This is a genomic window from Pseudomonas zhanjiangensis (genome assembly GCF_041027545.1).
In the GTDB taxonomy this organism is placed as follows: domain Bacteria; phylum Pseudomonadota; class Gammaproteobacteria; order Pseudomonadales; family Pseudomonadaceae; genus Aquipseudomonas; species Aquipseudomonas zhanjiangensis.
The window spans coordinates 88,074-107,820 of the sequence record NZ_JBFTEG010000003.1 but is presented as its reverse complement, the minus strand read 5'-3'; the positions used below and the strand labels follow the sequence as shown (position 1 = coordinate 107,820).

18 protein-coding genes and 1 riboswitch are annotated in these 19,747 nt (G+C 65.0%); of the genes, 6 read left to right on the top strand and 12 right to left on the bottom strand.

Annotated elements, in window-relative coordinates; genetic code table 11:
• Positions 1-55 precede the first annotated feature (55 nt).
• From cpdA to thiC, 4 genes are all read right to left on the bottom strand, one after another.
• On the bottom strand, positions 56-871 hold the full coding sequence (gene cpdA / locus AB5S05_RS05290) for a 3',5'-cyclic-AMP phosphodiesterase (RefSeq protein ID WP_369286449.1): 816 nt from the start codon (positions 869-871) through the stop codon (positions 56-58).
• 131 nt (positions 872-1,002) lie between these two features.
• The gene (locus tag AB5S05_RS05285) at positions 1,003-1,455 is read right to left on the bottom strand and encodes a DUF1249 domain-containing protein (protein ID WP_369286448.1); all 453 of its coding nucleotides are present in this window, start codon (positions 1,453-1,455) and stop codon (positions 1,003-1,005) included.
• Positions 1,446-2,045, bottom strand: coding sequence for an NUDIX domain-containing protein (locus tag AB5S05_RS05280; protein ID WP_369286447.1), 600 nt, complete (start codon positions 2,043-2,045; stop codon positions 1,446-1,448). Before AB5S05_RS05280 ends, AB5S05_RS05285 begins: the two co-directional genes overlap by 10 nt.
• A gap of 81 nt (positions 2,046-2,126) precedes the next feature.
• Positions 2,127-4,025 carry a phosphomethylpyrimidine synthase ThiC gene (thiC, locus tag AB5S05_RS05275; protein ID WP_369286446.1) on the bottom strand — a complete coding sequence of 633 codons (1,899 nt, stop codon included), beginning with the start codon at positions 4,023-4,025 and terminating at the stop codon, positions 2,127-2,129.
• A gap of 103 nt (positions 4,026-4,128) precedes the next feature.
• Positions 4,129-4,258, bottom strand: a riboswitch (TPP riboswitch).
• A 219-nt stretch (positions 4,259-4,477) separates the two neighbouring features.
• Between thiC and AB5S05_RS05270 the strand changes: the two genes are divergently transcribed.
• Positions 4,478-5,914: a TolC family outer membrane protein gene (locus AB5S05_RS05270; RefSeq protein ID WP_369286444.1), complete on the top strand. Its 1,437-nt coding sequence runs from the start codon at positions 4,478-4,480 to the stop codon at positions 5,912-5,914.
• An 87-nt stretch (positions 5,915-6,001) separates the two neighbouring features.
• Here the strand turns inward: AB5S05_RS05270 and waaA are convergent, their stop codons facing one another.
• Entirely contained in the window at positions 6,002-7,294 is a 1,293-nt protein-coding gene (gene waaA / locus AB5S05_RS05265; RefSeq protein ID WP_369286443.1) for a lipid IV(A) 3-deoxy-D-manno-octulosonic acid transferase, read from the bottom strand.
• Between the two features lie 57 nt (positions 7,295-7,351).
• Entirely contained in the window at positions 7,352-8,236 is an 885-nt protein-coding gene (locus tag AB5S05_RS05260) for a LysR family transcriptional regulator (protein WP_369286442.1), read from the bottom strand.
• 87 nt (positions 8,237-8,323) lie between these two features.
• Between AB5S05_RS05260 and AB5S05_RS05255 the strand changes: the two genes are divergently transcribed.
• The 4 genes from AB5S05_RS05255 (at position 8,324) to AB5S05_RS05240 (ending at position 11,703) form a co-directional block, all read left to right on the top strand.
• The gene (locus AB5S05_RS05255) at positions 8,324-8,656 is read left to right on the top strand and encodes a DMT family transporter (RefSeq protein ID WP_369286441.1); all 333 of its coding nucleotides are present in this window, start codon (positions 8,324-8,326) and stop codon (positions 8,654-8,656) included.
• Between the two features lie 65 nt (positions 8,657-8,721).
• Complete coding sequence (locus AB5S05_RS05250) at positions 8,722-9,894, top strand: FAD-dependent oxidoreductase (protein WP_369286440.1); 1,173 nt, start codon at positions 8,722-8,724, stop codon at positions 9,892-9,894.
• Positions 9,894-10,712, top strand: coding sequence for an aldo/keto reductase (locus AB5S05_RS05245; RefSeq protein WP_369286439.1), 819 nt, complete (start codon positions 9,894-9,896; stop codon positions 10,710-10,712). Before AB5S05_RS05250 ends, AB5S05_RS05245 begins: the two co-directional genes overlap by 1 nt.
• Before the next feature lie 37 nt (positions 10,713-10,749).
• On the top strand, positions 10,750-11,703 hold the full coding sequence (locus AB5S05_RS05240) for a metal ABC transporter ATPase (protein ID WP_369286438.1): 954 nt from the start codon (positions 10,750-10,752) through the stop codon (positions 11,701-11,703).
• 13 nt (positions 11,704-11,716) lie between these two features.
• On the opposite strand, the gene hldE is transcribed toward AB5S05_RS05240, so the two are convergent.
• The 4 genes from hldE to msbA form a co-directional block, all read right to left on the bottom strand.
• Positions 11,717-13,138 (bottom strand): bifunctional D-glycero-beta-D-manno-heptose-7-phosphate kinase/D-glycero-beta-D-manno-heptose 1-phosphate adenylyltransferase HldE, encoded by a 1,422-nt coding sequence (gene hldE, locus AB5S05_RS05235; RefSeq protein ID WP_369286437.1) that lies wholly within the window; start codon positions 13,136-13,138, stop codon positions 11,717-11,719.
• Between the two features lie 81 nt (positions 13,139-13,219).
• On the bottom strand, positions 13,220-14,614 hold the full coding sequence (locus AB5S05_RS05230) for a PIG-L deacetylase family protein (protein WP_369286436.1): 1,395 nt from the start codon (positions 14,612-14,614) through the stop codon (positions 13,220-13,222).
• Positions 14,615-14,616: 2 nt separating this feature from the next.
• Positions 14,617-15,513: a GNAT family N-acetyltransferase gene (locus AB5S05_RS05225; RefSeq protein WP_369286435.1), complete on the bottom strand. Its 897-nt coding sequence runs from the start codon at positions 15,511-15,513 to the stop codon at positions 14,617-14,619.
• A complete protein-coding gene (gene msbA / locus AB5S05_RS05220; RefSeq protein ID WP_369286434.1) occupies positions 15,513-17,303 on the bottom strand; it encodes a lipid A export permease/ATP-binding protein MsbA in 1,791 nt (596 codons plus the stop codon). The genes AB5S05_RS05225 and msbA overlap by 1 nt, the downstream gene beginning before the upstream one ends.
• Positions 17,304-17,338: 35 nt before the next feature.
• On the opposite strand from msbA, the gene AB5S05_RS05215 reads away from it, so the two are divergent.
• Complete coding sequence (locus tag AB5S05_RS05215; protein WP_369286432.1) at positions 17,339-17,959, top strand: lipopolysaccharide kinase InaA family protein; 621 nt, start codon at positions 17,339-17,341, stop codon at positions 17,957-17,959.
• A 30-nt stretch (positions 17,960-17,989) separates the two neighbouring features.
• Here AB5S05_RS05215 and AB5S05_RS05210 read toward each other — a convergent pair whose 3' ends face one another.
• Both AB5S05_RS05210 and AB5S05_RS05205 read right to left on the bottom strand, forming a co-directional pair.
• A complete protein-coding gene (locus AB5S05_RS05210; RefSeq protein ID WP_369286430.1) occupies positions 17,990-18,685 on the bottom strand; it encodes a CatB-related O-acetyltransferase in 696 nt (231 codons plus the stop codon).
• Positions 18,686-18,848: 163 nt separating this feature from the next.
• A complete protein-coding gene (locus tag AB5S05_RS05205) occupies positions 18,849-19,586 on the bottom strand; it encodes a glycosyltransferase family 32 protein (protein WP_369286429.1) in 738 nt (245 codons plus the stop codon).
• Positions 19,587-19,747: the final 161 nt, after the last annotated feature.

The following is a 19,747-nucleotide window of genomic DNA, read 5'->3' as shown; positions in this document are numbered from 1 at the left end:
CAGGCTACAAGGACTGGGTCGCCAGCGGCAAGCGGGCAGGCGCGACAGCGGCCGCTCAGTAGCCCTTGACGCTGTAATCCACCTCGAAATCGATGCCGGTGACCCGCGACACCCCGGTATCCAGGCGCCCGTCGTCGTGCAGGCGCAGCCAGCGGTAGCCAGGCGCGGAGCTGTCGACCTGGAACTCCTCGCTGCCGGGGGCGAACTGCACGCAGGTCGAAGGCGAGGCCAGCAGCCTCAGGTCGCCGCGCTGCTGGTCGAATTCCTGGTGCACATGGCCCCAGAGCAGCGCCCGCACCTGGCTGAAGCGCTCCAGCACGGCGAACAGCGCATCGGCGTTGCGCACACCGATCGGCTCCATCCAGCGACAGCCGATCGAGACCGGGTGATGGTGCAGGCACACCAGATGGTGGCGCTCCGGCGCCTCGCCCAGCGCACGCTCCAGCAGCTCCAACTGGGCGTCGGCGATGTAACCGGGCACCGCACCGGGGATCGAGGAGTCGAGCAGGATGATTCGCCAGTTGCCCAGGTCGATCACCGGCTCCAGCAGATCGCTGCCGGCGCAGGCGGCCTGCATGGCCGGGATTTCATCGTGGTTGCCGGGAAACCAGCGCGCCGGGGCCGGCAGCGCGGCGGTCAGCTGGCGAAACCGCACATAGGACGCGGCGCTGCCATCCTGCGACAGGTCGCCACTGGCGAGCACCAGGTCGATCTGCGGCTGCTCCTCGAGCACCCGCTCGATGACCCGCTGCAGGCTGTCCTGGGTTTCCATGCCCAGCAGCTTGCCGTCCGCGTCGGCAAACAGGTGGCTATCGGACAACTGCACCAGCAGTACCGAAGAATCAGCAGCGGAAGGGGTCGCGCTCGGCAAGGGGCCGTCTCCATGAGCGGAATATGAGGATTATGGTGGCTAGTTCGGCCAACGGTAAACCCGCTAAGCGGGCATGGGTCACAGAAAGCATGCGCAAGGCATGGCCAAGGGCCATCAACACAGAGACAAGCCTACACCACCGGTTCCAGCTCGTGCCCGCAGGCCAGGCAGTGGCTCAGCCATTCGCCGAGAAACAGGTTGAGCTGGGTTTTCTCGTCCGGCTGGTGCATGGCCGCATTCGGATACGGGTAGATACTGCGGAAGCGACGCGCACTCTGGGCACCGACCACCTCGGCCATGCGTGCATCGTGGTAGACGCGCACTTCCAGGCGCGGCACCGGCAACCAGGGCAGGCTGTGCTCCTGGCGTATCTGCAGGGTCGAGGTGTAGGGACAGGTTTCCAGCACTTCCAGGGCCAGCACGCCGAGCAACTGTTCGCCCTGGCTCAGCGCCACCCGGCGCGCGCCCGCCTGCTCGCGCATGGCCGGCAACAGGCGCATCAGCCGCGCATAGTTGGCCTCGCAGACGGCCTGCAGTTCGACCAGGTCGACCCGGTAGCGCTCGCGCAGCAGGTTCACGACCACAACCCCCGGACCTCGGCGCGATTGAGCGCCAGCCACTGCAGGGCGATGATGCTCGCCGCATTGTCGATGCGTCCGTCTTTCACCGCGTCCAGGGCATCTTCCAGGGGCCACACGTGCACCCGGATGTCCTCGCCTTCCTCCTCCAGGCCGTGCACCCCGCCGGCCCCCTCACTGTCACAGCGGCCGATGAACAGGTGCACCCGCTCGTCCGAGCCGCCCGGCGAGGGGTAGTACTGGGTGATCGGCCACAACGAGCTCAAGGCCAGGCCTGCTTCTTCCATGGCCTCGCGGCGGGCCACTTGTTCCGGCTGCTCGTCCTGGTCGATCAGCCCGGCGACCAGCTCCAGCAGCCAGGGATTGGCGCTCTTCTCCAGGGCGCCGACGCGAAACTGCTCGATCAACACCACCGCATCGCGCTGCGGATCGTAGGGCAGCACGCAGACCGCATCGTGACGCAGGAACAGCTCGCGACTGAGTGGCGGCCCCATCTCGCCGGAAAACTGGCGGTGGCGCAGATGCAGGCGATCGAGCCGGTAGAAGCCGCGAAAGCAGGCTTCACGCTCGAGTATTTCGACATCGTCCTGTTGCATGATTACCCCCTATTAACACGAACGGGCCCGAAGGCCCGTCCTGGTCACACCGCAGATGCACGCTGCTGCATCTGCCCCCCATCACACCTTGTGATAGAGCTGCGCGCCCTGCGCCTTGAACTCCTCGGCCTTGGCCTGCATGCCCTGCTCGACCTCCTGATCCAGTTCCAGTGCGGCGATTCGCTGTTCCTCAGCATACACCCGCACTTCCTGGGTGATCTTCATCGAGCAGAACTTCGGCCCACACATGGAGCAGAAGTGCGCCACCTTGGCCGAGTCCTTGGGCAGCGTCTCGTCGTGGTAGCTGCGCGCGGTGTCCGGGTCCAGGCCCAAGTTGAACTGGTCTTCCCAGCGGAACTCGAAGCGCGCCTTACTCAAGGCGTTGTCACGAATCTGCGCTCCCGGGTGACCTTTGGCAAGGTCGGCGGCATGAGCGGCGATCTTGTAAGTGATGATGCCGGTCTTGACGTCGTCCTTGTTCGGCAGGCCCAGATGCTCCTTGGGTGTAACGTAGCAGAGCATGGCGCAGCCGAACCAACCGATCATCGCCGCGCCTATGCCGCTGGTGATGTGGTCGTAGCCCGGGGCGATGTCGGTGGTCAGCGGGCCGAGGGTGTAGAACGGCGCCTCGTCGCAGCATTCCAGCTGCTTGTCCATGTTCTCCTTGATCAGCTGCATCGGCACGTGGCCGGGGCCTTCGATCATCACCTGGACGTCGTGCTTCCAGGCGATCTTGGTCAGCTCGCCGAGGGTTTCCAGTTCGCCGAACTGGGCCTCGTCGTTGGCGTCGGCGATGGAACCGGGACGCAGGCCATCTCCCAGCGAGAAGCTGACGTCGTAGGCCTTCATGATCTGGCAGATTTCCTCGAAATGGGTGTAGAGGAAATTCTCCTTGTGGTGCGCCAGGCACCACTTGGCCATGATCGAGCCGCCGCGGCTGACGATGCCGGTGACCCGCTTGGCGGTCAGCGGCACGTAGCGCAGCAGTACGCCGGCGTGGATGGTGAAGTAGTCCACGCCCTGCTCGGCCTGCTCGATTAGGGTGTCGCGGAACAGCTCCCAGGTCAGGTCCTCGGCCACGCCGTTGACCTTCTCCAGCGCCTGGTAGATCGGCACGGTGCCGATCGGGACCGGCGAGTTGCGGATGATCCACTCGCGGGTCTCGTGGATGTGCTTGCCGGTGGACAGGTCCATCACCGTGTCCGAGCCCCAGCGGATGCCCCAGGTCAGCTTGGCCACTTCCTCCTCGATGGAGGAGCCCAGCGCCGAGTTGCCGATATTGCCGTTGATCTTCACCAGGAAGTTGCGGCCGATGATCATCGGCTCCAGCTCCACGTGGTTGATGTTGGCGGGGATGATGGCGCGGCCGCGGGCGATTTCCTCGCGGACGAACTCCGGGGTGATCTCCTTGGGAATCGCGGCGCCGAAGCTGTGGCCGGCGTGCTGCTCATTCAACAGCCCCGCCGCCCGCGCCTCCTGCAGCTTCATGTTCTCGCGGATGGCAACGTATTCCATTTCCGGGGTGATGATGCCCTGGCGCGCGTAGTGCATCTGGCTGACGTTCTTGCCAGCCTTGGCCCGGCGCGGGTTGCGCACGTGGGCGAAGCGCATCGCGGTCAGCTCGGGATTGGCCAGGCGCTCCTGGCCGAAATTGGAACTCAGGCCGTCGAGCAGCTCGGTGTCGCCGCGGTCCTCGATCCAGGCGCTGCGAACGTCGGCCAGGCCCTGGCGCACGTCGATGGTCACGTTCGGGTCGGTGTAGGGGCCGGAGGTATCGTAGACCAGCACCGGCGCGTTGATCTCGCCACCGAAGTCGGTGGGGGTAACGTCCAGGCTGATTTCGCGCATTGGCACGCGGATGTCCGGACGCGAGCCCTGCACATAGATCTTCTGCGAACGCGGGAAGGGCTGGATGGATTGTTGGTCGACCTGGGCCGACTCGCTCAGAATCGGGTTCAGGTTCTTTTCTTGTGTGCTCATCGGCTGGCGCTCTCCTGGAGTGAAATGTCGGAGTGAGCCTGAGCAGGGGCGGATACGAGCGCGGATGCACCGAGGGCGGTGCTGAGAACAGTCGCCGAGCAACGGGCGAAGACATCTTGTTCCCTACGCAGGCCTTAACCTGATCAGGTTCAACGGGATCCGGAACATCCGATCTCAGCCCTCCTTAACACTGCGCACGAACGCAGAGACTCAGGGCACCCCGACAAGAACCCGAGCAGTCTAATCAAGGCATGGCGATAAAACCAACCGGCAAGTCAAAAAACCATGACCCGCGCGTCGGATAGTGACGCCAAGAGCCCGATCGAGAAGATTGTTGCACCCAGGCAACATAGCTTGTTGCAATCTACACTCAAGCCGTCATAGCAGCGCCTTGACCCCCTCGGCAGTGGCCCTTAGCCTTGCCGATTACCGCCAAATCTAGGATCGCCCTAATGTTGCGCAGACTCTCCCTGGCTCTTGCCGTGGCCTCCGCTTCCGCCGGACTCGCCTGGGCCGAACAAGCCCCGCTGCCCACCAAAACCGACCTGGTCACGGTTTACCAGGAAGCCGCCAGCAACAATGCCGACCTGGCCGCCGCCCGCGCCGATTACCAAGCCCGCCGCGAGGTGGTACCGCAGGCGCGCGCCGGCCTGCTGCCGAATCTGTCGGCTGGCGCCAATGCCAGCGACACCCGTACCAAGCTCGACTCGCCTTCGCTCACAAGTTCGCGCAGCGGCATCGTCTACCAAGCCAACCTCAGCCAGCCGCTGTTCCGCGCCGACCGCTGGTTCCAGCTGCAGGCTGCCGAGGCCAGCAGCGAGCAGGCGGCACTGGAACTGTCGGCCACCGAGCAGAGCCTGATCCTGCAGAGCGCCGAGACCTACTTCGCCGTACTGCGCGCCCAGGACACCCTGGCCTCGACCAAGGCCGAAGAGGCCGCGTTCAAGCGCCAGCTCGACCAGGCCAACGAGCGCTTCGACGTCGGCCTGTCGGACAAGACCGACGTGCTCGAAGCCCAGGCCGGCTTCGACACCGCGCGGGCCAACCGGATCATCGCCCAGCGCCAGGTAGAGGACGCCTTCCAAGCCCTGATGACCCTGACCAACCGCGAGCACAGCGCGCTCGAGGGTATCCTCCACAGCCTGCCGATCCTCGCCCCCACCCCCAACGACGCCAAGGCCTGGGTCGATACCGCCGCCGCCCAGAACCTCAACCTGCAGGCCAGCGACTACGCGGTCGAAGCCGCCGAGGAGACCCTGCGCCAGCGCAAGTCCGGCCATGCGCCAACCCTGGATGCGGTGGCCAGCTACCAGAAGGGCGACAACGACAGCCTCGGCTTCAGCAACTCCGGCGCCAGCCAGGGCTTCGGCGGCGACGTCGAGCAGCGCTCGATCGGCCTGCAACTGAACATTCCGCTGTACAGCGGCGGCCTGACCAGCTCCCAGGTACGCGAGGCCTTCCAGCGCCTGAGCCAAACGGAGCAGCTGCGCGAAAGCCTGCGCCGCCAGGTGGTACAGAACACCCGCAACCTGCACCGCGCGGTGAACACCGACGTGGAAACCGTGCAGGCGCGCAAGCAGTCGATCATCTCCAACCAGAGCGCCCTGGAGGCCACCGAGATCGGTTACCAGGTCGGCACCCGCAACATCGTCGACGTACTCGATGCCCAGCGCCAGCTGTACAACTCGGTGCGCACGTACAACGACGCGCGCTACGACTACATCCTCAACAACCTGCGCCTGAAGCAGGCCGCCGGCATCCTCAGCCCGGCTGACCTGGAGGCCCTGGGCAACTTCCTCAAACCGGACTACGACCCGGACCAGGACTTCCTGCCACCGGACCTGGCCAAGGCCGCCGAAGCGCAGCTGCGCGGCAGCCAGGAATACTGAGCCACTGGCGTACGACCAATCAAAAAGAAGCCCGACACAAGTCGGGCTTCTTTGTTGGCCACAGCAGAGGCTTGACGTGCCGCGTGGCTATCGGTGGGGCTGCAGCAGCCGCCCCAGCCCCGCCAGCAGGCGCTGCAGCGCGCCCTGATTGGCGCGCATCACCGCCAGCCCGGCGTCGCGCATCTGCTCGGCACGCGCCGGCTCGCCCCAGAGTTCGGCAACCCGCTCGGCCAGCGCCGCGCTATCCGCCACCTCGACCAGGGCGCCGGCCTGGCGCAACTGCGCGGCGATCTCGAGGAAGTTGAACAGGTGCGGACCGCTTAGCACTGGCTTGCCCAGCGCCGCCGGCTCCAGCAGATTGTGCCCGCCGTTGGCCACCAGGCTGCCGCCGACGAACGCGACATCGGCCAGGGCATAGAGGAACAGCAGCTCGCCCATGGTGTCGCCGAGCAGCACCTGATCGGCCACCGCCAGCGCCTCGCCGGAGGAACGCCGGCGGGTGGCGAAGCCTTCGCGCCGACACAACTCGTATACCGGCGTGAAGCGCTCGGGATGGCGCGGCACCAGGATCAACAGGGCATCCGGCCTCTGCTTGAGCAACGCGCGGTGCGCCGCCAGCACGCTTTCGTCTTCACCGGCATGGGTGCTGGCAGCGATCCATACCGGACGGCCACTGGCGCCCCACTGCTCGCGCAGCGCCGCCGCGCGCGCCGGCAGCTCGGCATCGATGCTCAGGTCGAACTTGATCGAGCCGGTCACCTCGACGCTGTCGGCCCGCGCGCCCAGCCGGCGGAAGCGCTCGGCTTCGGCGGCGGTCTGCACCGCGATCAGGCTCAGCTCGGCGAGCATCGGCGCGGTCAGGCGGGCAAAGCGGGCATAGCCGCGCGCCGAACGCTCGGACAGCCGCGCATTGGCCAGCGCCACCGGAATGCCGCGACGGGCACATTGATGGATATGGTTGGGCCACAACTCGGTCTCCATGATCAACGCGAGCCTAGGCTGCAACCGGTCGAGAAAGCGCGCCGCGGCCCAGGGCAGGTCATAGGGCAGGTAGCAATGCTGCACCCGGCCGCCGTAGGCAGCTCCGCCGAACAGCGCCTGGATCCGCTCGGAGCCGGTGGGCGTCATGCAGGTGACGGTGATCGGCAGGTCTGGATAGCGGGCCAGCAGCTCCCGGATCAGCGGCGCCGCGGCGATGCTTTCACCCACCGATACCGCGTGCACCCAGATGCCGCCCGGCACCAATCGCGGCAGGCCGAAGGCGAAACGCTCGCCAATGCGCCGCGCATAGGCCGGCGCCCGCCAGGCGCGATAGGCCAGGCGCCCGGCAACCAGCGGCAGGCCCAGATGAAACAGCAGGGTATAGAGATGACGGTTCATGGCGGCGCAGCTTAACAAAGCGGCCCCAGGCTGCAAGCTCCGGCACAGTGGCCGGCCCTAGCCGATATGCTGCAGGTGCTCGGCCAGGCTGCCGGCCAGCCAGTTGGCCGCCGGCCCGAGCGCCTCGTCGCGCCGACAGACCAGCTCCACCACCAGCGGCGGCGGCGTCCAGTCGCTGCGCAACTCGACCAGCTGGCCCTGGTAGGCCGGGTAGCGCGCCACATGGCGCGGCAACCAGGCCCAGCCGAGGTTGCGCATCAGCAGCTCGGCCATGGCGTAGAAACTGTCGGCGCGCCACACCAGCGGGCTGATCTGCTCGCCGCCCGGGTAGTGGCTGTCCTGCGGCGCCATCAGCAGCTGGCGGTGGCGCCCCAGCTCGCGACGGTCGGCATAGGGCTGGACGGCCAGGGCGTGCCCGGCGCCACACACGGTGACCATCTCGATGGTACCCAGGCGCTGGCGCTCCAGGGCCTGGGGCATCTGTTCATGGTGGAACAACAGGCCCAGATCGGCACGACGCTCCAGCAGCTTGCGCGCCACATCGCCCTGGGCGCCACTGGCCAGCTGCACCTCGAGTAGCGGAAAGGCCTGAGCCAGCGCCTCCAGACTGGCCAGTACCGGCTGGTAGGGCATGGCCTCGTCCTGGGCCAGGCGCAGCCGCGCCTCCTCGCCACGGGCCAGGCCCATGGCCCGCCCCTCCAGGCGTTCGCACTGCTGCAGAACCGCCCGCGCCTCCTCCAGCAAGGCCACGGCGGCCTCGGTCAGGCGCGGCTGGCGTCCACTGCTGCGCTCGAACAACTGCACGCCGAGGTCGGCCTCCAGCATTGCGATTGAGTTGCTCACCGCCGACTGCACGCGCTTGAGCCGGCGCGCGGCCGCGGAAAACGAGCGCTCCTCGGCGACCGCGACAAACAGGCGAATCTGTTCCAGGTTCCACTGCATGACCTATCTCCATATCAGATAGGTAATAAGTTTATCCCATCGCCAGAAGGCCTAGAATCTCCCTCAGATTGCACAGGAGGACCCTGCATGTCCGGCTATATCTACCTCAGCGTCGCCATCGCCGCCGAAGTCGTCGCCACCGCCTCGATGAAGGCGCTCGACGGTTTCAACAAGCCCCTGCCACTGGTGCTGGTGGTGGCCGGCTACGCCCTCTCCTTCTGGATGCTCAGCCTGGTGGTCAAGTCCATCCCGGTCGGCATTGCCTACGCGGTATGGGCCGGGCTCGGCATCGTCCTGGTGAGCATTGCCGCGACCGTGCTCTACCAGCAGCGCCTGGACCTGCCGGCCATCCTCGGCATGAGCCTGATCGTCTGCGGGGTGGTGGTGATCCAGCTGTTCTCCCGCACCGCCGGCCACTGACCGGCGCGGGGCAGGCCGCTGTCGGCGGGTTATACTGCGCGCCTGACACTCCATGAGGCGCGCGCATGTCCCAAGCTCTGAGCACAGACGTTCTGATTGTCGGCGGCGGTATCGCCGGCCTCTGGCTGAATGCGCGCCTGCGCCGCCAGGGCTTCGCCACCCTGCTGGTGGAATGCGCCAGCCTGGGCGGCGGTCAGAGCGTGAAGTCCCAGGGGATCATCCACGGCGGCGCCAAGTACGCGCTGCACGGCGCCCTGACCGGCGCCTCGGAAGCCATCGCCGACATGCCGCGGCGCTGGCGCGAGGCCCTGGCCGGCAGCGGCGAACTCGACCTCAGCTGCGTGCGCCTGTTGTCCGATGCGCATTACCTGTGGTCGCCCGGCAGCCTGGCCGGCAACATCACCAGCTTCTTCGCCAGCAAGGCGGTGCGCGGCCGGGTTGATCAAGTCAAGGGCGAGCAGTTGCCGGCAGCGCTGCAGCACCCGAAGTTCAAGGGCAAGGTCTACCGCCTGGCCGAGCTGGTGCTCGACGTGCCGAGCCTGATCGCCCGCCTGGCCGACCTGGCCGGCGACGGCCTGCTGGCCGGCACGCAGATCGAACCGCTGCTGGAGCAGGGAGAGCTAATTGGGCTGAGGGTCGATGGCCGCGAGATTCGAGCCCAGCGCATCGTCCTCAGCGCCGGCCGCGGCAACGCCGCGCTGCTCGCCGCGCTGGGCCTGAGCCAGCCCGCCCAGCAGCTGCGCCCGCTGCACATGGTGCTGGCCAAGGGCGCGGCGCTGAAGCCGCTGTACGCCCACTGCCTGGGCGGCGGCCCCAAACCACGGGTGACGATCACCACCCACCCGGCCGCCGATGGCCAGTGGGTCTGGTACCTCGGTGGCGACCTGGCCGAAGCCGACGGCGTAGCCCGCGAGCCGGCCGCGCAGATCGCCGCCGCGCAACGGGAAATCGGCGACCTGCTGCCCTGGGTCGATCAGCGCGAGCTGCACTGGGCCACCCTGCGGGTCGAACGCGCCGAGCCCGCCCAATCCGGGCTGGTCCGCCCGGATAACGCCTTTCTCGCCGAGCATGGCAAGCTGCTGGTCGGCTGGCCGACTAAACTGGCGTTAGCCCCGGACTTCGCCGACCGTGTTCTGGCGGCGCTGGATCGCGACGCCATCCAACCCGCCCGGCATGCGCCACTGCCCGCGCTGCCGCACCCCCACATCGCCCCCGCGGCCTGGGAGGAACTGTTCTGATGCACGCCCTGCATACCCTGCACAATCTCCACCGCCCGCTCGGCGCGACCGAGCTGCTGGTCTCGCCGCTGGGCCTGGGCACGGTCAAGCTCGGCCGTGACCAGGGGGTCAAGTACCCCAGTGGTTTTCGTATTCCGGACGATACCGCGGCGCGTGAACTGCTCGCCCTGGCCCAGGACCTGGGCATCAACCTGATCGACACGGCCCCGGCCTATGGCAACAGCGAGGAGCGCCTCGGCCCGTTGCTGCGCGGCCAGCGCGACCACTGGGTAATCGTCAGCAAGGCCGGTGAGGAATTCGACGCCGGCCAGTCGCGCTTCGATTTCAGCCCCGCCCACACGCGCTTTTCGGTCGAGCGCAGCCTCAAGCGCCTGCAGACCGATTACATCGACCTGGTTCTGGTGCATTCGGACGGCAACGATATGGCTATCCTGCAGGACAGCGGCATCTACCAGACCCTCGCCGAGCTCAAGCGCGAAGGCAAGATCCGCGCCTTCGGCCTCTCCGGCAAGACCGTCGAGGGAGGCCTGCTGGCCCTCGAACAAGGCGACTGCGCGATGGTCACCTACAACCTCGGCGAGCAGGGCGAGCTGCCGGTCCTCGACTACGCTGAAACCCACGGCAAAGGCATCCTGATCAAGAAGGCCCTGGCCAGCGGGCATGCCTGTCTGGAACCCGGGGTCGATCCGGTGCGCGCCAGCTTCGAGCTGATTTTCGCCCACCCGGCGGTGACCAGCGCGATCGTCGGCACCATCAACCCGCAACACCTGGAGCAGAATGTCGCGACCGCGGCCGCCGTGATCCAGGACATCGCCTGAACCCGCAGTCGCGGCCACCCGACCACGAGGAGCCGAGATGTCGCTGACCCTGATCCGCAAGGACCCGCACACCTTCAAGACCCTGCCGCTGTTCGTCGAGGCCACGCCCGACGGCCTGAGCTACCAGGGCTTCGGTCAGCCGCTGAATTTCGCCGAGATGCTCGAACGACGCCAGGCGGTAGACGTCGGCGACAGCCAGCGCTTCGCCGTGGAACTGGCCAACCTGGGCGTTTCGGTGCGCCTGACCCTGAGCTGGCGCGGTCGCGACTACTGGCTGCTGGTGCGCCAGCGCCGCCAGGATCGCGGCGATGTGGTGCTCAAACTGATTTCCGGCTATGTGCCGGCGCAGGAGCTGAACCTGCCGCTGCTTACCGCCGTCCAGGAAGTCGCCGAGGAATGCCTGCTGGAAACCCCGGAAGGCTGGTTGACCGGACGCTTCGGCGAAACCTGGCTGCCAACGCCCTACGAGCACATCCTACGCTACCGGGAGAACGTGCAATTTCGCCTCAGCCCACTGTCCGGCGCGGCGCGCCCGGTGCGCTGCGGTCAACAGCCCCTGCTGGAACGACCGCGTGCCTATGTGCACCTGCCGACGGCATCCCTGCAACTGGTCTATGACCTGAACCTGCAGCTACCGAAGGAGGCCAGGCAGCTCAGCCTCTACCACGCCGACGAGCACCTGGAAGGCGAGCAACTGGTCGCCCGCCTCGACCGCGCCAGACCCGACCTCTACCTGATCCCATTGGAACAGGGAAGGCCGACGGCGGAGCTGCTGACCCTGCAGCAGGGCGTCCTGACCCCGGCCAGCACCCGCGGCCTGTGGCTGGCGGAGAGCTTCGCGGCGCAGGACGGCTGGCTGGTACGGGACGAACACATCCGCTGGAAGGATTGGGTGAGCCAGCAGAACCTCAGGCCCACCGCGCCGAAGCAGTCAAGCACCGGCGCCCCGCCCGGCATGCCGCCCAAGCTGGATGCCGCGCAGCCCGGCTGAGGCGGGCCTGGCGTTACTTGCTGCGGATTTTTTCGACGATCGCGGTGGTCGAGCTGTTCTCCACCAACCCCAGCACCCGCACCTCGCCGCCGTAGGCGCTGACGATGTCGGCGCCGACCACCTGGTCGATGCCGTAATCGCCGCCCTTGACCAGCACATCGGGGCGCACCTGTTCAAGCAGGCGCTCGGGGGTGTCCTCGCTGAAGCTCACCACCCAGTCCACCGCCCCCAGGCCGGCGAGCACGGCCATGCGCCGGTCCACCGAGTTGATGGGCCGGCCGGGGCCCTTGAGGCGGCTGACCGAGGCGTCGTCGTTGACCGCCAGCACCAGACGGTCGCCCTGGGCACGGGCCTGTTCCAGATAGGTTACATGGCCGGCATGGAGGATATCGAAGCAGCCGTTGGTGAAGACGATCTTCTCGCCATGGGCGCGGGCGTCGTCGATGGCCACCAGCAGTTGCTCCAGGCCCAGCACGCCGCGCTCGGAGCCCGCTTCGCGCTGGATCGCCCGGCGCAGTTCGGGCGCACTGATGGCGGCGGTACCCAGCTTGCCGACCACGATCCCGGCCGCCAGGTTGGCCAATGCGACCGCCTGCGGCAGCGCCTCATCGGCCGCCAGGCTGGCGGCCAGGGTGGAGATCACGGTATCGCCGGCTCCGGTGACGTCGAACACCTCGCGCGCGCGGGCCGGCAGGTGCAGGGGCGCATGGTCCGGGCGCAACAGGGTCATGCCGTGCTCGCCGCGCGTGACCAGCAGGGCGCCGAGTTCCAGCTCGTGCATCAGCTCGGCGCCCTTGGCCACCAGCTCGGCCTCGTCGTGGCAATGGCCGACGATGGCCTCGAATTCGTGCAGGTTGGGCGTGATCAGGCTGGCGCCACGGTAGATGGAAAAGTCACGGCCCTTGGGGTCGGCCAGCACCATGACCCCCTTGGCCCGCGCGGCCTGGATCAGCACCTGGTGGTTGCGCAACGCGCCCTTGCCGTAATCCGACAGCACCAGCACCTTGACCCCGGCCAGCAGCGCCTCGGTCTCGCGCGCGATGGCGTCGGCATCGGTGGCGAAGGATTCCTCGAAGTCCATGCGCAGCAGTTGCTGATGACGGCTCAGCACCCGTAGCTTGACGATGGTCGGCTGGTTGTCGATGTGCTGAAAGTAGGTCTGCACCCCCACGGCCTGCAGGCTGGCGCTCAGGCTGGCGGCCGCCTCGTCCCGGCCAGTCACGCCGATCAGCTGCGCCGGAGCGCCCAATGCGGCGATGTTCAGCGCCACGTTGGCCGCGCCGCCCGGGCGATCCTCGATCTGCTCGACCTTGACCACCGGCACCGGCGCCTCCGGGGAGATCCGCGACGTGCCGCCATGCCAGTAACGGTCGAGCATGACATCGCCCACCACGAGGACGGCGGCTTGGTCGAATCGGGGCATGGAAAGCTTCATGGAGACTCCGGCAACGGCAAAAAATCGCCGCAGATCATAGCATGATGACCATAGCGGCCTGCTGTCTTGTTGGCTGAAGCCCTAGAGGGGGCGCACCCAGAACAACTCGTGACGGCGCACCGCCTTGCGAAAGAACTCGTCCTCGCCGCTGGCCGGCCAGCGACGAGCGGCCAACAGCCGCTGGATCGAACGACGCAGGCGCCTCTTGAGCGGCAGCCGGCCCTGGAGGTCGTGCTGCATGGCCAGGGCCATGGCCTTGTCCAGCTGGGTGCCGGCACTCAGGCTCGGGCTCCACAGGCGATCGGCCGGCAAGCCCTCGATGGCCGGCGGCAAGGCGACACCCCCGCCGGCCGGGCCCATGGGCCAGCGGTCGTTGTCGTGCAGGTGGTTGGCGTAGAGCAGCAGGGTCTCGGGCTTCCAGCTGCTCAGCTGAATCGCCTCGAGCAAGGCGCGGGTCGCGGCCACATGGTCGCTGTGCGGGTCCAACTCGGGGTGCGGCGTGACTATGACCTCGGGACGAAAATGCTCCAGCAGCGCCGCCAGGTCCGCCAGCAGGTTGCGCCAATGCGGCCGTCCATCGTCATCGCCCGGCAGCACCAGCGGGTTGTGCCGGCGCACGCTGCGAATGTCGCTATCGCCCGACTCGCGCGAGGCGAAATCCCGGTCAGGCTGCGCGGCCATCTCCGGCAACTGCAGGCAGTAGTAGCCAAGCTGCACGCAGCGGCTCTGCGCCACCCCGCCCCACAGGGGTATGACCAGGCTGTCCCAGCTACGCAGACGCCCCTTGAGCCGGGCCGCCTCGGTGTCGCTCAGCCCCAGCCGGCGCAAGGACTCGGCTTCGATCTCGCCCTGGGTCAGGGTGACGATACTGGCCTCGGCAGTCCGGCTGTACAGGCCGAAGGCGGCCAGCTCGGCGTCATCGGCATGGGGCGCAATGACCATCAGCCGTCGCTGGCTGTAATCCGCGTTGTGCATGACATGGAGCGTGGCCGACGGGTCCAGGCGACAGAAGCGCCCACGCAACTGCAGTTGACCGCTTGCCAGGGCCTCGCCCTGGCCGGAGAGATTCAGGTAGCGTCGCCCGCCGACTCCGCGCTCGAGATCCTGACGGTCATCGCCGATCAGCACCCGAGGGTCGAGCCAGCGCCCCAGCCAGGTGGCCCGGACCCGAACTTGCAGCACCAGCGTATCGGCCGCGGCGAACTTGCCCTCTACCCGCAGACGGTCGCCCTCGATGCGCGCGGGCAGGCTGAGGGCATCCGCCGGGAAATCGTAGCGGTAGTCGTCCCGTGGCGAATAGAACAGGTGGTCGGCGAACCAGGCCTCGTGGCCGATCCAGCCCAGCACCAGCAGCAGCGGGACCAGCCACCAGGCCACCAGCAGGCCGAGCCCGCCCAGGGCCAGCAGCCCGAGCAACAGGGCGATGCGCTTGTTGCGGCGATGGCGCCTGAGTAACTGCTGCTTGCGTCCAGCCATGCTTACACCTGATAGACCGGTACCCGGTTGCACCAGCGATCCTTGTATTCGCGGTCGGCGCGACCGAACGAATAGCGCAGCGGCTTGCCGGTCGCGCGCGCCTCGGCCCAGGCGGCCTGGGTGTTGACGAAGCTGAGCACGCTGCCGGGGCTGAACTCGCGGTTCTGCGGATCGACGCCGCCATTGATGTACTCGACGCTGATCCACTGCGGCGCCTCGACCCGATAGAGCACCTGAATCGCCACCGGCTCATCGTTCAGGTAGATCAGCGAGCCGGTCATGAACTCGCGCAGCAGGGTGAAGACCTCGGCCAGCTGCGCCTTGCCGGGGGCCTCGAAGCCCCAGCGACGCTGGAACAGATCGGCATAGATCGCCGCCTGCTCGCCGGCGCTCAGCTCCTGCATCGGCCGGATCACCCCGCCAGCCTCCTCCAGCAGGCGCTGTTCGCGGCGCTGGTTGTAGCGGAACTTCTTGCTGTACTGCTCCGGCTCCCGGGCCAGCGCCAGGCCTTCAGGCTGCTCGCGCAGGGTGCTGACGCGCCCGGAATTGAGGTCGGAGACATAGCGGGCACGGTGGCGCAGACGCACCTGTGCATCCGGAGCCAACGGCAGGATCACCTCGGCGTTGCCGAGGTCGAACAGGGCGCGCTTGCCCTGCTGCTTGAGCACGTCCTTGGCCAGGGCCAGATGGCGTCCCCAGGTCGGAAGTGCGGCCTTCAGCTCACCCTGCTCCAACCAGCCCAGGTAGCGCACGGGAATCCCGGCCAGCCCGGCCAGCCGCTCGATCACCTGCGGGTGGGTGGCCACGCTGCCGCCGAAGCGCTGCCAGGCCTCGGCATAGGCATCGGCATCGATAGAGGTCCAGCCTTGCTCGCGCCAGGCGCGTAGACGACTCAGCATCAGGCGTCCTGCTCCAGCACCAATTCAGCGCTGCCGTCCTCGAACTGACGGGAATGCAGGCGGGCGTAGTAGCCATTCAGCGCCAGCAGCTCGCCGTGGTTTCCCCGCTCGACGATCCGCCCCTGATCCATCACCAGGATCAGGTCGGCCTTCTCGATGGTGCTCAGGCGATGGGCGATCACCAGGGTGGTGCGCCCCTTCATCACCTCGTCCAGAGCCGCCTGGATATGCCGCTCGGACTCGGTATCCAGCGCCGATGTGGCCTCGTCGAGAATCAGCAGCGGTGCGTCCTTGAGCAGCGCCCGCGCGATTGCCAGGCGCTGGCGCTGGCCGCCGGAGAGCAGCACGCCATTCTCGCCGACCAGGGTGTCGTAGCCTTGGGGCATCTGCTCGATGAACTCGGCGGCGTAGGCCGACTCGGCCGCCTTGCGCACGTCATCCAAGGGCGCGCCGGCCAGGTCGCCGTAGGCGATGTTGTTGCTCACCGAATCGTTGAAAAGGGTGACGTGCTGGGTGACCAGGGCGATATGCCGGCGCAAATTGCGCAGGGTGAAATCCTCGACATCCAGGCCATCCAGCAGGATCTGTCCCTGTTCATGGTGATAGAAGCGCGGAATCAGGCTGGCCAGGGTCGACTTGCCGCTGCCGGAGCGACCGACCAGGGCGATCATTTGCCCTGGCTCGACACTGAACGAAATATCGTTGAGCACCGGCTTTTCTGCCCCCGGGTACTGGAAGCTCAGGTTGCGCACCTCGAGACGACCACTGACCCGCTCGCGCTCCTGAGTGCCGTGATCGACCTCCGGCGCCTCGTCCAGTTGCTCGAAGATGCTGTCGGCAGCAGCCAGCCCCTTCTGCACGGTCGCGCTGACTTCTGAAAGCTGGCGGATAGGCTTGGGCAACAGACCGGCGGCGGTAATATAGGCGACCAACTCGCCGGCCGAGGCGTCGCCGCGCATATAGAGCACCAAGTACATCAGCATCGCCATGGCGCTGAAGATCACCAACTGCAGCATCGGCGTGTAAACCGCCTGGGTGCGAGTCATTTTCAGTGACTTGTTCATGTTATCGGCGCTGGCGTCGTGGAACCGCCGCTGCTCGTACGCCTCGCCACCGAAACTGCGCACCACCCGATAGCCCTGGATGGTTTCCGAGGCAACGTGGGTGACATCGCCCATGGCGCCCTGGATCTTCTGACTCTGCTTGCGGAACTTGCGACTGGCCGACCCCACCATCAGGGCAATCACCGGCAATATCGCGAGCAACACCAGGGTCAACTGCCAATTGATGTACAGCAGGTAGCCGAACAGGAATACCACCGTCAGCCCTTCGCGAATCACCACCTTGATCGAATCGGTGGCGGCGCCGGTGACCATGGTCACGTTGTAGGTGATCCGCGAGATCAGGTGGCCGGAGTTGTGATTATCGAAATAGCGGTTGGGCAGGGTCAGCAGGCTGTCGAACAAGGCGCAGCGCAGATCGTGTACCACCCCCCGCGCCACCTTGGCCAGGTAGTAATTGCCAAGGAAAGAGCCTATGCCCTGATACAGCGCAATGAGTACAATCAGCAACGGTACGCCATAGATCATCGGCACCCCCAGCAACGTCGCGTGTTCGGGGTTCTGCAATCCGTCCAGGAAGAACTTCAGCATATGCGCCAGCATCGGCTGACTGGAGGCGAACAGCAGAAAGCCGACGATGCTGACAGCGAAAGCAACCCAATAGGGCACGACATACTTCAGCAACCGCAGGTAGATTTTCAAACTGGATTGCTGTGTGGAATTGGCCATTCGGCAAGCCCCGTACGACTGGCTAGAGGAACAAGATGCGGATTGTATCAGCGCAGGAGCTGGAAAACTGGCTGGCCAGCGGCGAGATTCTGGAAAAGGATGCACGCGGTCCAAAGGTGGTTGCTCTGCCCAATGGCGAGTTCCTGAAGATTTTCTACACCCGCCGCCATCCGCTGCTGGCGCGCCTGCAACCTGCCGCCAAGCGTTTTGCCCGCAATGCGCACCTCTTGAACAGGCTCGGTATCGCGACCCCGACCATTACCGAAACATTCTGGCTGGAACCCCAAACGGGATTGAGTGGGTGCCGATACAAGCCATTAGCAGGAAACTCACTGGAGAACCTCTACGCCGCCGCGCCTGACGCCTTCAACACTCTACTGCCCTCCCTGGCCACGTTTATCAAAAGCCTGCATAGGAAAAGGATCTACTTTCGCTCATTACACCTGGGCAACATCCTTCTGCTGCCTGACAATCGTTTCGGCCTGATTGACTTCCTGGATATGAAGCGCCATACATTGCCACTCAGCACATGGCATACAAAGCGCAACCTCAGACACCTTGAGGGCTATCTACGAAGAAAGAAGCTGACCCATTTTCCCTTCGCAAGATTACTTGAGCTTTACGAAACGGCTAACAGCGGCAAGAGAGTGGAATAATTTGCAAACACAAAAAATCCTCACCAAACCCTACAAGCCGACGTAACGACAACTCGTTCGAGTTATCTCAATCCTTGCATATTCACCACGACTTGACCTTACCCCCTTGACGAGATCAAGAAAATGATCAGGATCATTCATGGGCAATGATACCAGCGCATCGTAATCTATATCCCACCATCCAGATGCAAGTAAGCGCTCAATCAAATCATCACTAAAACGCTGCTTAATCGTCCGAGCAGGGTTACCGCCGACAATTGAATATGGCGAAACATCCCTGACCACAACAGAACCCGCTGCGACAACAGCGCCAGTGCCTATCTTCACGCCTGCCATAATTAGAACATCACGCCCTATCCATACATCATGACCTATCGAAACATTGGCACTTACGGCGTGATGTTTAGCCATCCCGCCAGCCTCGGCAACAGGATGAGTTGTTACCCAATGGATCGGATGTAAATCTCGCGCAAGGCCAATATACACATTTTTACCAATTGAGCAGTAGCGGCCAATAGCATCAACTTGAGCAAGCGTTCCCCCATCCCTGATATAAGTACTATGACCAATATTTAGATTTTTCGACTCAATTTCAACATCAGCCACAGAAACTCGTGGCTCCAGGAAAATCCTCGCCCCTCGACACACCGAAGCAGGACCTTTACCAAACTTACAGCCATGACGTTTGAGCCAGCGCCGCCAATACGCACCTAAAATTATCTTCATACCCCATGAACACCTTGGAGCCAATTCTTGGCTGCACATGACAAACACAAAAACACTTACAGCCTCAACCCCACACTTAGACGACACCCAAATCAGCGAAAAGCCGGCAACATAAACCCACGAAACATGTCACCCCAACGAACACTCTTGCGCTCAACCAATCTCACACTATTTTATTTTTTTGCAGAACCCGCCCCATACGATAAGCGAAAAGATGAACTACAGCAGAAATCTGTTCCGGCAATTTGCGCAACCAACGCCAACTATTGCTTAGCAAGCCCTTCTTGTCGCGCGAGCGCCAACTACCCGCATATAGATGCCTGGCAATAGGCTTGGACTGACCAGCAGTTCCCCGTCTCGCTGCAGAGAACACCCCTACTGGCAGTACCTGGTCACGATCAATCACCTCACAACCGCCCTCTCCAGAGAAGCCTCTGGCCAGAAGCGCGCGACTTACCTCGTTGACGTTTACCAACTCGGCGAGGCGGCCGTCGTCGAAGACCGCCGAATCGTAGAACTCGAGCATGTGTGCTGGCAGCCAATGCCCGGCCACGGCACCAATCACCGAGGTTGCAAATCGCTTACTGTCTTCCAAGCCGATAAAGAAACGCTGCTCGAGCAGTCCATCAAATCGGCCGCACATTTCAACATCGACATCCAGATAGATGCCACCATGGCGCTGCAGAACCAGCATCCGCACATAGTCCGCAACGAAGGCATAACGACCGGCCGCATACGCCGCTGCAGTGAAAGGGTGGCTGTGGACGTCAAAACTCTGCTCATCCCAACGAACGACCTTGTAGTCCGGCAGGTAATAGGCCCAGGAAGCCAGGCAACGCTTTGCCTGCAACGGAAGCGGTCGGCCACCGAACCAGCAATAATGAATCTTTCGCTCGATCATAGCGCCACCCCAAGAGGCTCCAATAGTTACCCGAATAATTGGCGACGACTGCTCGCGCCTCTAGAGCTAAATGCGTACCCTTTTTGCTTTCCAGTCATGGCCACAAACGCTGGCAAAAACACTGGTATCGAGCAGAGCGCACTGGAACCGCCCGAGGTACA